The sequence below is a fragment of the Mesorhizobium prunaredense genome (assembly GCF_900156895.1).
Classification (GTDB): domain Bacteria; phylum Pseudomonadota; class Alphaproteobacteria; order Rhizobiales; family Rhizobiaceae; genus Mesorhizobium; species Mesorhizobium prunaredense.
Genome location: NZ_FTPD01000045.1, coordinates 582,022 through 596,747, shown reverse-complemented (window position 1 = coordinate 596,747; position 14,726 = coordinate 582,022). Strand labels below are relative to the sequence as shown.

At 63.7% G+C, this 14,726-nt stretch carries 13 protein-coding genes and 1 riboswitch; of the genes, 11 read left to right on the top strand and 2 right to left on the bottom strand.

Features of this window, described 5'->3' with window-relative positions; translation table 11 throughout:
- Positions 1–374: helix-turn-helix domain-containing protein (locus tag BQ8794_RS36110; RefSeq protein WP_210189865.1), on the top strand; the 374-nt coding region annotated here is incomplete at its 5' end.
- Between the two features lie 226 nt (positions 375–600).
- On the opposite strand, the gene BQ8794_RS35140 is transcribed toward BQ8794_RS36110, so the two are convergent.
- Positions 601–951: a hypothetical protein gene (locus BQ8794_RS35140; RefSeq protein WP_143744688.1), complete on the bottom strand. Its 351-nt coding sequence runs from the start codon at positions 949–951 to the stop codon at positions 601–603.
- 172 nt (positions 952–1,123) lie between these two features.
- Here BQ8794_RS35140 and BQ8794_RS26635 point away from each other — a divergent pair, with 172 nt between their 5' ends.
- The 7 genes from BQ8794_RS26635 to BQ8794_RS26605 all read left to right on the top strand — a co-directional run bounded on the left by BQ8794_RS26635 (position 1,124) and on the right by BQ8794_RS26605 (position 10,004).
- Positions 1,124–4,291, top strand: a complete 3,168-nt coding sequence (locus BQ8794_RS26635) for a hypothetical protein (protein WP_077381535.1) — start codon at positions 1,124–1,126, stop codon at positions 4,289–4,291.
- Between the two features lie 327 nt (positions 4,292–4,618).
- Positions 4,619–4,733, top strand: a riboswitch (guanidine-I (ykkC/yxkD leader).
- Positions 4,734–4,833: 100 nt separating this feature from the next.
- Positions 4,834–5,898 (top strand): putative urea ABC transporter substrate-binding protein, encoded by a 1,065-nt coding sequence (locus tag BQ8794_RS26630; RefSeq protein WP_077381534.1) that lies wholly within the window; start codon positions 4,834–4,836, stop codon positions 5,896–5,898.
- Between the two features lie 105 nt (positions 5,899–6,003).
- Positions 6,004–6,816 carry an ABC transporter permease gene (locus tag BQ8794_RS26625; RefSeq protein WP_077381712.1) on the top strand — a complete coding sequence of 271 codons (813 nt, stop codon included), beginning with the start codon at positions 6,004–6,006 and terminating at the stop codon, positions 6,814–6,816.
- Positions 6,813–7,622: an ABC transporter ATP-binding protein gene (locus BQ8794_RS26620; protein ID WP_077381533.1), complete on the top strand. Its 810-nt coding sequence runs from the start codon at positions 6,813–6,815 to the stop codon at positions 7,620–7,622. The genes BQ8794_RS26625 and BQ8794_RS26620 overlap by 4 nt, the downstream gene beginning before the upstream one ends.
- Before the next feature lie 12 nt (positions 7,623–7,634).
- On the top strand, positions 7,635–8,843 hold the full coding sequence (locus tag BQ8794_RS26615) for an agmatinase family protein (protein WP_077381532.1): 1,209 nt from the start codon (positions 7,635–7,637) through the stop codon (positions 8,841–8,843).
- A gap of 2 nt (positions 8,844–8,845) precedes the next feature.
- A complete protein-coding gene (locus tag BQ8794_RS26610; RefSeq protein ID WP_077381531.1) occupies positions 8,846–9,382 on the top strand; it encodes a hypothetical protein in 537 nt (178 codons plus the stop codon).
- A 37-nt stretch (positions 9,383–9,419) separates the two neighbouring features.
- Positions 9,420–10,004: a HupE/UreJ family protein gene (locus BQ8794_RS26605; protein ID WP_077381530.1), complete on the top strand. Its 585-nt coding sequence runs from the start codon at positions 9,420–9,422 to the stop codon at positions 10,002–10,004.
- A 162-nt stretch (positions 10,005–10,166) separates the two neighbouring features.
- Here BQ8794_RS26605 and BQ8794_RS26600 read toward each other — a convergent pair whose 3' ends face one another.
- Entirely contained in the window at positions 10,167–10,880 is a 714-nt protein-coding gene (locus BQ8794_RS26600) for a GntR family transcriptional regulator (RefSeq protein ID WP_077381529.1), read from the bottom strand.
- Positions 10,881–11,140: 260 nt separating this feature from the next.
- On the opposite strand from BQ8794_RS26600, the gene BQ8794_RS26595 reads away from it, so the two are divergent.
- From BQ8794_RS26595 to BQ8794_RS26580, 3 genes are all read left to right on the top strand, one after another.
- Positions 11,141–12,229 carry an ABC transporter ATP-binding protein gene (locus tag BQ8794_RS26595; protein ID WP_077381528.1) on the top strand — a complete coding sequence of 363 codons (1,089 nt, stop codon included), beginning with the start codon at positions 11,141–11,143 and terminating at the stop codon, positions 12,227–12,229.
- 33 nt (positions 12,230–12,262) lie between these two features.
- Entirely contained in the window at positions 12,263–13,552 is a 1,290-nt protein-coding gene (locus BQ8794_RS26590) for an ABC transporter substrate-binding protein (RefSeq protein ID WP_077381527.1), read from the top strand.
- 267 nt (positions 13,553–13,819) lie between these two features.
- Positions 13,820–14,725: an ABC transporter permease gene (locus BQ8794_RS26580; protein ID WP_077381525.1), complete on the top strand. Its 906-nt coding sequence runs from the start codon at positions 13,820–13,822 to the stop codon at positions 14,723–14,725.
- Position 14,726 lies beyond the last annotated feature (1 nt).

Below are 14,726 nucleotides of genomic sequence, written 5' to 3'. Positions count from 1 at the left end.
CCGCGCTGATGCGCTTTCGCCAGACCGACGACGCGGTGATCAACCGCTGCCAGAAATGGGCGGAGTTCAACTACCGGACGCCCTCGCCCGTCGCCGCCATGACCAAGCTGTCAGGCCTGTCCGAGCGCTCCTTCGTGCGCCGCTTCGCCAAGGCGACGGAAATGAAGGCAATCGACTACATCCACGCGCTCAGGCTCGAAGCGGCCAAGGAACTGCTCGAGACGGGCGACCTGCAGGTCGAGGCGGTGGCCAATGAAGTGGGCTATGAGGATGCGAGTTTTTTCGGGCGCCTGTTCCGGCGCAAAATCGGACTGACGCCGCAGCAATATCGCATTCGTTTCAGTGCTCTCCGGCGAGCGCTGAGCCGCGATTGAATCTCAACCGTCGCGGCGCGATGCCCATATTCCGCTCTGCGCCCAATGTCGGACGTTGAAGTCGGCATTGCCGTTGCCTGAAAGCAGACATCGTTGGCGAATACGCTGGAGGTCGCCATGCGCCACTAAGCAGTCATTCCGTGCCGCGACTAAATGGCTACTTTGGCTGGTTTGATGAACGTCGGTGGTAGTGATCGGTGCCTGCTAGAGGCGGCGCAGCATCGCATCAAAATTTGCGGTAAAACAGCCCTGAAAGGAGCGCGTGCAACAACGCGACGAACATACCGACATAGGCTACAGCCCAAGGAATGTTGCCAAGAAACAGCCAATCAGGGTCGAAAAGGTAGATCAGGTAGTGCTTCATCAGATAGCAAAATAGAGCTAGGAGCGCAGCGAGCGCTACGGCCCATTTGAATGATGATCCAAACAGGCTCCTGTCTCTTTCGAAGAAGCCTCGTCCACTCAGATAGAGAAGGTAAAGGGCTACTACGACGCTCGCGATACCGTCTATAGTTGGCGACCAGTCTGAATTGATCCAACCCAATTCTTTAAACGAACCGAACCACGGTGCGAGCATGGCTTCGATATTTCCTCCTCTTTATAGGTCAGTTTGCGCTGTTTACCTACCTTCGCCCTTTCCTCGAAAGCGTCACGGGCCTAGACATCAGGATGCTCTCGGCAGCGCTTCTGACGATGGGGACAATCCCGCAAGGAATCCCGGAGGGTGTGAGCCATGTGGAGGATAGGCCATGAAGTGGAAGTCGCTTCGATCAACTGCGCTCGCCGGCCTCACCGTGGCCGCGATTCTCCTGGAGGCGCGGGCTGGGTTCGCCGTCGACGAAGAACCGTTGAACCTGCTGCGGCTCACGTCGGCGAAGGTCGAATCGACCACTTCTCCCGCCGACGTGACTGCGATCGCGCGGTTGACAGACGGCGACGCGAAGACGGTCGCGGAGATCGACGCGACGGAAGCCACACCGCTGGACGTCACGTTCACGTTCGGTGGAGGCGTTGTGGCGCCGGAGGGGATCAGGGTCACGCTGCCGGAGGGCTCGGGCAGCGCGGCAGCTCGCGTGGAGATCCTCGTCTCGACTGCGTCGGCGCACGCCGGGTTCCGGTCCCTTCGCACTGACCCGCTTGCGGCGGAGGGCAAGCCGCAGACGTTCGAGTTCCCCACCACCGCGGCGCGCTGGATCATCGTGCGGCTCGCGCCGCAGCCCGGGGCGCGCAAGGTAGCGGCGGCGGAAGTGGAGGTCATCGGTCGGGAGGGTGAGCCGAAGAGCCACTACGCGTTCGCCGAGTCTCCGGCGAAGGCCTTCGACGTGCTCACGCGCCTCGAGAAGACGACATCGCTCAAGCTGGCGGTCTCCGACGACGAGAAGGCGATGTTCGCGAAGGCGAAGGTGGGACGCTTGACGCCCGTGGAGTTCGCCGAGGCCGCGCTGCTGGCGTCGGGCGTAGTCGACGCGGGGAAAAGGAAGGAGTACCTGAAGCGCCTGGACGCGTTGGAGCAGCAGGCCCGCGCGGCGGTGGCGAACACGCGCACTCCCGCGGCCAAGGGCGAGGCGCTCCTCGAGTGGCTCCACAAGGGCCCGATTTCGAAGGGCTACGTGGCGCGCCAGACCGGCCTCTCGGTGATCTTCGACACGGGTACGTTCAATTGCGTGTCGTCCGCCGTGCTCTACAACGTGCTCGCGCTGCGGCTCGGGCTGGACGTGCGCGCGATCGAGGTGCCCGACCACGCGTTCTCGATCCTCTACGACGGCACGCGGCACATGGACGTGGAGACAACGAACGCCAAGGGGTTCAACCCCGCTAGGGACAAGGCCGCCATCGCCAAGTTCGAGCAGATGACGGGCTTCCGCTACATCCCCGACGCGCACCGCGACCAGCGCCGAGAGGTCGAGGAGGCGGGGCTGGCGGCGATCATCTACTACAACCAGGGCGTGTTGCTCTCGGAGGCGAAGCGCTACCACGAGGCGCTCGTGGCGAATTTCCGGGCGATGAGCCTCGACCCCGAGTTCGGCTCGGCGGTGAAGAACGCGCTGGCCGTGCTCGCGAACTGGGGAGCGGAGCTTTCGCGCGACGGCAAGTTCCAGGAGGCCCTGGAAGTCGTGACGACCGGCCTCGCGCTGGCGCCGAAGGACGCGGCGCTCGTCAATAACCATTCGGCTGTTTGGAGCCAGTGGGCGCTCAGCGCGGTGGACGCCGGCAAGCCGTCCGAGGCGCTCGCCATCCTCGAGCGAGCGGCCGCCGCGGTGCCCAGCGGGGGGTTCGAGGGGATGCAATCGCTCGTGTACATCCGGCCGGCGGACATACGGATGCGGGAGGGCCGGTGGGAGGACGCGCTCGCGGCGGCCGTGCCGGGCTTCGAGGCGCTCGCGGGCGAGCCGCGCAAGGAGCTCGAGAAGTGGCTCGGCTACTTCGGGCAGGAGTGGTCCGCCGCGCTGGCCAAGAAGGAGGGTGAGGCGAGGGCCCTTGGGGCACTGCGCGGTTTCGTGGCGCGCTTCCCCGGCAACGAGCACGTGACCTCGGCGGCGGACAGCCACGTACGCCGGATGGCGTTCGGGTTGGCCGACGCGGGGAAGTTCGAGGAGGCGCTCGCGGCGATCCAGGGGGCCAAGGATTTGATGAAAGACACAGCGGGCGTCCGCGAGGCGTCGCTTTACGTCTACGACGACTGGGCGAAGCGCCACATGAAGGACGGTCGGTGGGAAATGGCGGCGGATGTGTACGTGAAGGGGTTCGCGGCGTATCCGGGCGAGGGGCTGTTCAAGGGCAACGTAACGTATCTTGCGCAGGAGTGGACGAAAGCCGCCTACGCAAAGGGCGGCGCGGACGCGGCGGCCGAGGTGATGAAGTCGATGGCGGAGCGGTTTCCGGGGCTGACGGGCCTGTCGAAGAGTGGCGGGAATGAACTGCAACGGGCCGTAAACGCGCGCGTCGAGGAGGGGAAGTACGAGGAGGCGCTCGCGGCCCTGGAGAAGGGGCGGCAGCTGCTGGACGATAGCGACGCGGAGCAGACGTACCTGTACGTGTACGACTTCTGGGCGAGGAAGCGCATGGAGGCCGGCGCGTGGGAGGAGGCCGCGGACGTGTACCTGAAGGCGCTCGCGCGATATCCCGAGGCGGGCATGCTCAAGCAGAACGTCGCGTACCTGGGCCAGGAGTGGACGAAAGCCGCCTACACGAAGGGCGGAGCCCCGGCGGCCGCCGCGGTCGCGAAGGCCCTCGCGGCGAAGTTCCCTGGAGTCGAGTCCATCGGAAAGTCCGGCGGCCAAGGGGTGGCCCGTGTAGTCCATGACTCGATTGGGAACGGGAAGTTCGAGGCCGCGCTCGCGGCCGTGGACCAAGGGAAGGAGTTCCTGCCGGGAAACGAGGCGCAGGAGCTCTACTTCGCGGCGTACGACGGCTGGGCCAAGCGTTACATGCAGGACGGCCAGTGGGAGAAGGCGGCAGACGTCTACGAGGCGGGTCTCGGGCGGTTCCCCGCGATGGAAAAGCTTCAGGGGAACATCGGGTGGTTCGCGCAAGAATGGGCGAAGGAAGTGGCCGCTGGGCAGGGGCCGGACAAGGCCGCGGAAGTTCTGCGAGCGTTGAAGCAGAGGTTCCCGGGCCTGCAGAACGTGGCGCGATCGTCGAAGAACTACCTGAACAACAATGTGAACGCTCTCGTGCGGGACAACAAACACGAGGAGGCGCTCGCTGTGCTCGAGAGGCTGAAGGACCTCGCGGAAGGGGAGGCGGACGTGGAGAGGCTCGCAGTGTTCGCGTACGACCGGTGGGCGAGGAGGTTCATAGACAAGAAGGACTGGGACGGGGCGATTGCGATCTACGACAAGGGCCTCGCGCGGTATCCGGACCAACGATTGTTCGAGCAGAACAAGGCGTATTGCATCGAGCAAAAGAGCAGGTAGGAGCGGGCTGTCCGCTCACGGGTGGATCCGGCGCCCGTATGCCTCCCAGAGAGGACCCGGGTGTAGGGGCGCAGGGAAGGGGAGTTGCTAATGGCATCAAGTCCAGTCCCGCACAAACTGGACGAGAAAACCAAGCAATCTCGGGGCCGTGTGTTTTGGGGGAATGACGTGAGGTAACCCCTAGCAGCAATCAGGCAAACTGCCCAATCCGTCGGCGGAGCGATGATTTTCGCGTCACTCGCGCGCATGCTCGAAGCCGCACAGCTCCACAAATGCCGGCCTTTCGGCATAATTGGGCTTTGGCATGCTCCTTGCTTCGTTGATGGTGTGCAGAGCGTCTAGGGTTCCGGCCGCAACACAGCGGTGCTGGTCCAAGAGATGCGACCGCCAGGGATGCACTGAGGCATCCGGCGGAACACGGCGGGCCAAAATCCCGGGAGAACCCTGCACGGGTTTGCTGGCGCGAACCTCTCCCGGATGCGCGCTCCGCAAGCCCCAACATAAGGTCCGGTCGCAATCCGGATCGCGAACAGGGGTACGCAATGCTTCGCAAGCTGGCCGCAATCATCCTAGCCGCATCACTCAGTCTTCCCATGATTTCCGCCGCCGACGCGGCGCCCAAGAAAGACTTCAAGATATGCTGGTCGATCTATGTCGGCTGGATGCCGTGGGGCTATCTCTCCGACAGCGGCATCATGAAGAAATGGGCTGAAAAAAACGGCATCAATGTCGAGATCACCCGCATCAACGACTATGTCGAAAGCATCAACCAGTATACGGCCGGCGGTTTCGACGGCTGCTCGATGACCAACATGGACGCGCTGTCGATCCCCGCCGGCGGCGGCGTCGACACCACCGCCTTGATCATCGGCGACTTCTCCAACGGCAATGATGCCGTGATCCTCAAGGACAAGACAGCGCTCGCCGACATTGCCGGCCAGAAGGTCAATCTCGTCGAGCTCTCCGTCTCGCATTACCTGCTGGCGCGGGCACTGGACACGGTCAAGCTCGCCGAGAAGGACATCACCGTCGTCAACACCTCCGACGCCGACATCGTCGCCGCCTACGGCACCAGCGACGTCACCTCGGTCGTTACCTGGAACCCGCTGGTTTTCGAGATCGTCGCCATGCCGGGTGCGCACAAGGTGTTCGACTCCGCGCAGATTCCCGGCGAGATCATCGACATGATGGTCGTCAACACCGAGACGCTGAAGGACAATCCGGCGTTGGGCAAGGCGCTTGTCGGCGCGTGGTACGAGGTGATGGAACTGATGACTTCGGACACGCCCGAAGGCAAGGCAGCCAAGGAGGAGATGGCCAAGGCATCCGGCACGGACCTCGCCGGCTTCGACGCGCAGCTTGCCTCGACGGCAATGTTCTATGATCCCGCCAAGGCGGTCGAGTTCACCAACGGCGCCGAATTGCCAAAGACGATGGATCTGGTCCGCAACTTCTTGTTCAGCCATGGTATTCTTGGCACCAACGCAACGAGCGTCGACGTGGTCGGCATGAGTTTTCCCAACGGATCCACGCTGGGCGACGCCAAGAACGTCAAGCTGCGTTTCGATCCAGCCTTCATGGCCGAGGCGGCAACCGCAACGCCCTGACCCGACATGCTGGTCAAGGGAATGAGTGCCAGGGATGAAGCCTCCGAGACGGGCGGGGAGGGCACCACGCGCCCTTCCCGGCCACGGCCGAAGGTGCGCCTTCGCATGATCAATGCGAAGGTCTCGCGCGGCAGCGCCTTGTTCCTCGGCGGCTTGCCGTTCTTGTTCGTGGCGATCGTCTATCTGATCGCTTCGGCGCAACGACTGGCGGTCAATCCCAGCGACAAGCTGCTGCCCTCGCCGGCACAGATGTGGTCGGCCTTTCTTGACCTGGCGACGGTTCCGGACAGACGCTCCGGCGACCTCATCCTGTGGGTCGACACCTATGCCAGTCTCCTCAGGCTGTTCGCGGGCGTGGGCGTTGCCACGTTCGCCGCGCTTTCGCTTGGCATCGCCATCGGCTTCATTCCGCGGGTGCGGGCGTTCCTGCTGCCCTTCGTCACCGTCGTCTGCGTCATCCCTCCGCTGGCGCTGCTGCCGATCCTGTTCATCGCGCTCGGCCTCGGCGAAACGGCCAAGATCACGCTGATTGCCGTCGGCGTCGCGCCGGTGATGGTGCGCGACATCGCCAACCGGGTGATGGAGTTGCCGTCCGAACTGGTGGCCAAGGCACAGACACTTGGCGGCAACAGCTGGACCATGGTCTTGCGGCTGGTGCTGCCGCAAGTCATGCCGCGCCTCATCACTTGCGTGCGGCTGGCACTCGGGCCGGCCTGGCTTTTCCTGATCGCCGCCGAAGCCATCGCCTCGACCGAAGGGCTGGGTTACCGCATTTTCCTCGTCCGCCGCTATCTCTCGATGGACGTCATCCTGCCCTATGTCGCCTGGATCACGCTGCTTGCCGTCATCACCGATTGGCTGCTGGTGCGGCTTTCCCAAGCGATGTCCCCTTGGGCGCATCCGTTGGAGGCTAGATGAGCCGCATCGTCGTTCACGGGCTGGAAAAGAGTTATGGCGATGCCCGCGTGCTCGAGCGGGTCAACGTCACCGCCGAGGCCGGCGAATTCCTGTCGCTGGTCGGCGCCAGCGGCTGCGGAAAATCGACGTTCCTGCGCATTCTGCTCGGCCAGGAGCAGCAGAGCAGCGGCGTCGTCATCGTCGGCGATGGCCCGATCGTGCCCGAGCCGACGCCGCAGCGCGGCATTGTCTTTCAGCGCTATTCGGTATTTCCGCATCTGACCGCCATGCAGAACCTGCTGCTGGTCGAAGACTTTCGCTCGGGCGGGCCGTTTGGCCGCGTCTTCGGCGCCAGGCGCAGAAAGGCCAGGCAAGAGGCCGAGGCCATGCTGGCGCGCGTCGGGCTCGCTCATGCGCGCGACCTTTATCCGGCATCGCTTTCCGGCGGCATGCAGCAGCGGCTGGCGATTGCGCAGACCTTGCTCGGCCGTCCGCAGATCCTGCTTCTCGACGAACCGTTCGGGGCGCTCGATCCCGGCATCCGCGTCGAGATGCACGACCTGCTGACCGAGCTCTGGACCGAGCATGGCATGACGGTGGTGATGGTCACCCACGATATCGGCGAGGCCTTCAAGCTCGGCACCCGCGTGCTGGTTTTCGACAAGGTGCGCCACGATCCGCAGTTCCCGTCGGCTTACGGCGCGACGATCACCTACGATCTGAGGCTTGACCGCAAGACCCGGGCTTCCTCTCATCACTTGGCCAAGGTGGCCGCGATGGTCGGGACGACCCGGCCAGAAACAGCAATGGCGACGACGGCGTCGTAACGGAGAGTTTGAATGTCCAGAAATATCCCCGAACGCAGCCACCGCCGGGCAGGGCTCGTCGCCCGGGCGGCCCGGGAGCGTTTTCACCACCCCGATTTCGACGCCCGCGGCACGCAGGGCTGGAAGTCGATCGAGGCCGAGGGCAAGCTGCCGGAAAGCGGCTGGCGCAAGGAGCAGCAATGGGCGCTCGACATGGGCCTGCCGGGATCGGAGTCGATCGTCGACAAGTCGATCCCGACATTCGCGCGCGGCGAGCTGCCGCATTTCGCCGGCATCAACACCTTTCTCAAGGCGCCCTATGTCGAGAACGTCCGCGATGTCGGCAAATATGATGCTGCCGTAATCGGCATTCCTTTCGACAGCGGCACCACCTACCGGCCGGGAACCCGCTTCGGGCCGCAAGGCATTCGCCGCATCTCGGCGCTGTACACGCCGTACAACTATGAGCTCGGCGTCGATTTGCGCGAGCAGATGACGCTGTGCGACGCCGGCGACGTCTTCACCATTCCCGCCAACCTCGAAAAGAGTTTTGATCAGATCACCAAGGGCGTCAGCCATGTCGCTTCGTCCGGCGCGCTGCCGATCATGCTGGGCGGCGACCATTCGATCGGCTTCCCTTGCGTGCGCGGCATCGCCGACGTGACCTCGAAGCGCATCGGCATCATCCATTTCGACCGCCATATCGACATCCAGGAAAAGGATCTCGACGAGCGCATGCACACCACGCCCTGGTACTGGGCGACGAACCTGCCGAACGTCTCGGCGACCAACCTCGTGCAGCTCGGCATCGGCGGCTGGCAGGTCCCCCGCTACGGCGTCGCCGAGGCGAGGAAGCGCGGCACCAACGTGCTGACCATTGCCGACATCGAGCAGATGGGCCTTGAGAAGGCGGCGGAAATCGCGCTCGAACTCGCATGGAAGGACACCGACGCCGTCTACATCTCCTTCGACGTCGACAGCCTCGATTGCGGTTTCGTGCCCGGCACCGGCTGGCCTGAGCCGGGCGGCTTCCTGCCGCGCGAGGCGCTCAAGCTGCTTGGGCTGGTGACGGCGCCTGGCATTTGCGGCTTGGAGGTGGTCGAGGTTTCGCCGCCCTACGACACGTCGGACATCACCGCGCTGTTCGGCGTGCGCGTCGTCGTCGAGGCGCTTGGCTCGATGGTCGCCCACGGCAATCTCGGCAAGCACAAATCGATCATCGACAAACCGGTGAGTTTCTGACCATGCACGACGATCATCACCACCACAATCATGGCCACGACGACGGCCACCATCATCACGGGCCGAACGGTCATCATGACCATCCGCACGCCCCCGGCCACAATGGGCCCGCCGGCAAGCCGCTGCAATGGCAGACGCCGCATCTGCCGGACCACACTCACGAGCCGCCGGTCGATCCAGCGACGGTCGACCTCGATCTTGTCGAAACCGCCTTCCTCGAAGGCTTTGCGCGGGCGCCGGACCCATCCAGCTTTCTGCGCCTGGCCGGCATACCCTTTGTCGGCGAGATGGCGGACGGCGTGCGGCTTCATCTGCTTCGCGTCGAGACCGAGGATCTGGTCGATGTCGGCGCGGTCATGCCGCTCGTCGGCGGCAGCGGCGTCGCCTATCACCCGTTGCCGGCGCGCCTGACATCGCACCGCCGCCGCCTCGCTTTCATCTATCACGATGGCAATGAGCAAAAGCCGCTCGGCTTCGCCGCGGCGCGCGCCCTTGCAGACCGTTCCGCCGCTTCGCAATTCACCGTTTCCGGGCACTGAAACCGGAACCCGTCACTCTCATCGAACAGGTACAATCATGAAACCATTTGCAAGACTTGGCATCCTTTCAGCTCTCGCCGCCCTCACACCGTCGCTGGCGTTTGCCCATAGCGGCGGCGCTCACGTCCACGGCTTTTTCGCCGGCCTCGAACATCCGCTGTTCGGCATGGATCATCTGCTCGCAATGGTTGCAGTCGGCATGATCGGCGCCCGTTCCGGCGGGCGCAGTATTGTCCTTGTGCCGCTGTTCTTTGTCTCGGCCATGGTCGCTGGAGCCTTGCTCGGCATGGCCGGCATCGGCCTGCCTTCGCTTGAAACCGGCATCGCGCTGTCGCTTGTGGTCTTCGGCGCCATGGTCGGCCTCGCCAGGCCGCTGCCGCTGGCCGCCGCGGCGGCACTGGCGGCCCTGTTCGGCCTCTTTCACGGCAACGCCCACGGCCTTGAGAGTCCCGAGAGCGCCGGCGGCATCGCCTACGCCGCTGGCTTCATGCTCGCCACGTCGATGCTGCATGCGATCGGCATTCTGTCCGCTGTCAAGCTGGCTCGTTGGCCGACGACGGTCCGCACCGCGGGGTTCGCCACCTCGCTGGTTGGAATGGCCATGGCGGCCCAAAGTTTCTGAGTGAGGCGATCAAGCGCAGGCAAACAGAACTGGAAAGCAGATGAGCCAGAAATTGTCGACGAGGCTGCGGCGCATCCGCGATTGGCTGCACCAGATCCTGAAGATCCGTGCCGAGCGGCTTTGAGGGGCGCGGTTATCGCGTCCCTGCGGTCTGCATGAGCGTCAGAACTCGAGCGCCTGCCTGAGTGCCGGACCGCTCCTGACGCGCAGATCGAGGTCGGCCTCGATATGGTCGATGTGATGCAGCATCAGCGCGCTGGCGCGTTCGGAATTGCCATTTTCCAGCGCCTCCAGGATATTCATGTGCTCGCTATGGCCGCAGCTCGAGACGCCCGAGCGGCCATAGAGCGCGATCACCAGCGATGACCGCGCCACCAGTTCTTCCATGAAGCGCTGGAGGATGGCGTTTCCGGCAACCGAAGCCAGCAGCAGGTGAAAATCGCCCGAAGCCTTGATTTCTGAGCGTCTTGCATTTGGTCCGCGCTCGGCAATGAAGCGGCCCTCTTCATCGAGCTGCGCCTTGAAGGCAGCGACATGGTCCGCCGTCATCCGCCCGGCTGCGGCAGTCGCTATGCCGGGCTCGATCAGCCGGCGCGAGGCGAAGACCTGACGCGCTTCCTCCGGCGACGGGTTGGCGACGAAGGCGCCACGATTGCGCTCGGTCCGCACCAGGCCTTCGAAGGTGAGCATCTGCAGCGCCGCGCGCGCCACGGTGCGGCTTACATCGAATAAAGTGCCGACCTCGCCTTCCGACAGCTTGGTTCCGGGCGCCAGCCGGCGGTCGACGATCGCGTCGCGCAACTGGTCGCGGATCGCCTGGGCGCGATCCTCGTTGGCACTGTCGGCAGCAGGGAAAGTCTGGTCGGCTATATTCATGATGGTGGTCCCTGCGCCTTTCTACCCTGAATCGGGTCGCTTGCACGAGGGGCAAAGTGAATACGATGCCGGAAAAGATTGCATACGATTTCTGCGAGAATCGCTGGCGATCGCCTATAATTTGTGCATTCTCAGGCATGCCGTTTCGAGGGGCAGCCGGAGGCAATTCTGATTGCCCCAAGGAATCAATCGTTTGAGGCCGATTTAGGGCAACTGGCATGCATGATGCTTTGCTTAAGTTGATTTAGAGAGGAAGCCGGATGTCCAAAGCCGCCGAAATCGACATCGTGTCCGTTTCGAAGATCTATGGCGCAACGACCGCCGTCGAAGACATCAGCTTGAAAATCCCCGCGGGAACCTATTGCTGCCTGCTCGGGCCGTCCGGCTGCGGCAAAACCTCGACGCTGCGCATGATTGCCGGGCACGAAAGCATATCGAGCGGCGACGTGCGTCTCGGCAGCACGGTGGTCACCGACCTGCCGCCGGCCAGGCGCGGCACCGCCATGATGTTCCAGTCCTACGCGCTGTTTCCGCATCTCGACCTGATCGACAATGTTGCGTTCAGCCTCAAGATGAAGGGCGTCGGCAAGCAAGAGCGCCGCGCCAGGGCGCTCGATATGCTGAAGCTGATGCAGATGGAGGGCTACGCCGGCCGCCGGCCGGCGCAGCTTTCGGGCGGACAGCAGCAACGCGTCGCTCTGGCCCGCGCGCTGATCACCGACCCCGAGGCGCTGCTGCTCGACGAGCCGCTATCGGCGCTCGATCCATTCCTGAAGATTCGCATGCGGGCGGAACTGAAGAAGCTGCAGACGTCGCTCGGCATCACTTTCGTCCACGTCACCCACAGCCAGGAGGAGGCGATGGCGCTCGCCGACCTGATCGTGGTCATGAATGACGGCCGCATCGAGCAGGCGGCCCATCCACGCATCGTCTTCGAGCGGCCGGCCACTGCGTTCGTCGCCCGTTTCATGGGCGATCACAACGTCGTCTCCGGCCGCGTCAGCGGCAGCCGCGACGGCATGGTTGTCTTCGATGTGCCGGGTGGCGCCTCGCTTGCGGCCAGCGGGCAGGGCAGGGCGATCGGCGAGCCGATCGATATCGCCATTCGCACCGACCACGTGCGGATCGGCGACCCGCCGGCCACGGGGCTCGGCTTCACCGGCATCGCCTCCAATATCGAGTATCGCGGCTCGACCGTAAAACTCTCGGTCAATGGCGTCGGCATTGAGGACTTTACCGTCATCGTCGACGACACCAGCTTCTTCGCCAAGCCGGTCGCCGTCGGCGACGCGGTGCCGATCGCCTGGGACGCCGAGGACGCGATTGTCCTTGGCCGTCTCGATTCCTGAACCAGAACCACCAATCAAAACAGGGGAACTGACATGACCAACACCACCGACAAGAAGACAGGAATTTCCCGCCGCTCGCTGCTCAAGACCGGTGCTGCCGCCGTCGGTCTTGCCGCCGGTTCGGGTGCCATCACCGGGTTCCCGACGATCTGGGCGCAGAACCCGATCACGCTCCGCCAGTTCGGCACCGGCGTGTCGAACCTCAACGCCATTGCCGACAAGTGCAAGGCCGACCTCGGCATCACCCTGGAGATGACCGCGACCGATTCCGACGCCGCCGCCCAGCGCGCGGTGACCCAGCCGGACAGCTACGACATCGCCGACATCGAATACTGGATCGCCAAGAAGGTCTATCCGTCCGGCGTGATGCAGCCGATGGATGTCAAGAAGCTGAAATATTACGACAAGATCGTACCGCTGTTCATCACCGGCAAGCTGACGCCCGACAGTGTCATCGCCCAGGGCACCGCGCCGCATACCGTCGGTTTCGTCGAGGCGCAGGACGCCAAGACCTTCGCCAAGCAGCCGACGCAGTGGATGACGATGGTTCCGACCATCTACAATGCCGATACGCTCGGCATCCGCCCCGATCTTGTCGGCCGCGACATCACCACCTGGGCCGACATCATGGATCCGGCCTTCAAGGGCAAGGCAGCCATCCTCAACATCCCGTCGATCGGCATCATGGATGCGGCGATGATCATGGAAGCCATGGGCAACATCAAATATGCCGACAAGGGCAACATGACCAAGGAGGAGATCGACAAGACGATCGACTTCCTGATCAAGGCCAAGCAGGACGGCCAGTTCCGGGCGTTCTGGAAATCGTTTGACGAGAGCGTCAATTTGATGGCTTCGGGCGAAGTGGTCATCCAGTCGATGTGGTCGCCGGCCGTCGCTGCGGTCCGCTCCAAGGGCATCGCCTGTAAATACCAGCCGCTCAAGGAAGGCTATCGCTCGTGGGGCGGCGGCCTTGGCCTGGCGGCGCACCTCAAGGGCGCCGAACTCGACGCCGCCTACGAGTACATCAACTGGTACCTGTCCGGCTGGGTCGGCGCCTACCTCAACCGCCAGGGCTATTACTCGGCCGCCATGGACACGGCCAAGCAGTTCATGTCCGAGGACGAATGGGGCTACTGGGTCGACGGCAAGCCGGCCAAGGGCGATATCATGGCGCCGGACGGCAAGATCATGGAGAAGGCAGGCGCGGTGCGTGACGGCGGCTCCTTCGTCGAGCGCATGGGCAAGGTCGCCTGCTGGAACTCGGTCATGGACGAGGACCGCTACATGGTGAGGCGCTGGAACGAATTCATCGCGGCTTGATGCAAGGCAGGCAATAACTGAGATGTTGGGTTCCTGCGCGCCCCCCTCTGTCCTGCCGGACATCTCCCCCACTTGGGGGGAGATTGGCAGCTTCGCTGGCCCCCCTTCTTGCGATGTTGGAGATTGGCGAAAGCAGCGGCGACGGCCGATCTCCCCCCAAGTGGGGGAGATGCCAAGTTTTGGCAAAGAGGGCAGGACAGAGGGGGGCGCGAAGGATCACAGCTTGCCACATTATCGGCCCTCCGCGACACCCCAGGGCTGTTCCGGATGACTGTGGCTCTCGACCAGCCTGTAGCCGCCGCCAAACCCGCCAGGCGCGGCCGGTTCTCGATCAACGTCGTCCCCTACCTCCAGGCGGCGCCGCTGGCGCTTATCCTCGGCGCGTTCCTTTTGCTGCCGATCCTGATGATCGCCGTGGTCTCCTTCTGGGATTACGATTTCGCGGCGATGTACCCGGATTTCCTGACCACCAACTACGCCGACACGCTCGGCTCCTGGGTCACCTGGAAAACCTATCTGAACACGCTGAAATACGCCGGTATCGTCTGGGCGCTGACGCTGTTCATCGGCTTCTGGGTCGCCTATTTCCTCGCCTTCCATATCAGGACCACCGCCATGCAGATGGTGCTGTTCCTGGTCTGCACCGTGCCGTTCCTGACCTCCAACATCATCCGCATGATCTCGTGGATTCCGGTGCTTGGCCGGAATGGGCTGGTCAACTCGACGCTGGTTGAGATCGGGCTGATCCCGAAGCCGATCGAATGGCTGCTCTATTCCGAATTCGCCGTGGTGCTGGCCATGGTGCATCTTTACACGCTGTTCATGGTGACGCCGATCTTCAACACGCTGATGCGCATCGACAAGTCGCTGATCGAGGCGGCGCGTGATGCCGGCGCCTCCGGCTGGCAGGTCCTGTGGAACGTCATCATCCCGCTCGCCAAGCCCGGCATGGCGATCGGCACCATCTTCGTCGTCACGCTGGTGATGGCCGATTTTTCGACGGTGCAGGTGATGTCCGGCGGACAGAGCGCCTCCGTCGCGCTGATGATGAAGAACCAGATGTCGCTGCTGCAATATCCGGCGGCGGCCGCCAACGCTGTCGTGCTGCTGGTGCTGGTGCTGCTGATGGTCGCCGGCATCCTGCGCATCGTCGACATCCGCAAGGAGCTGTGAC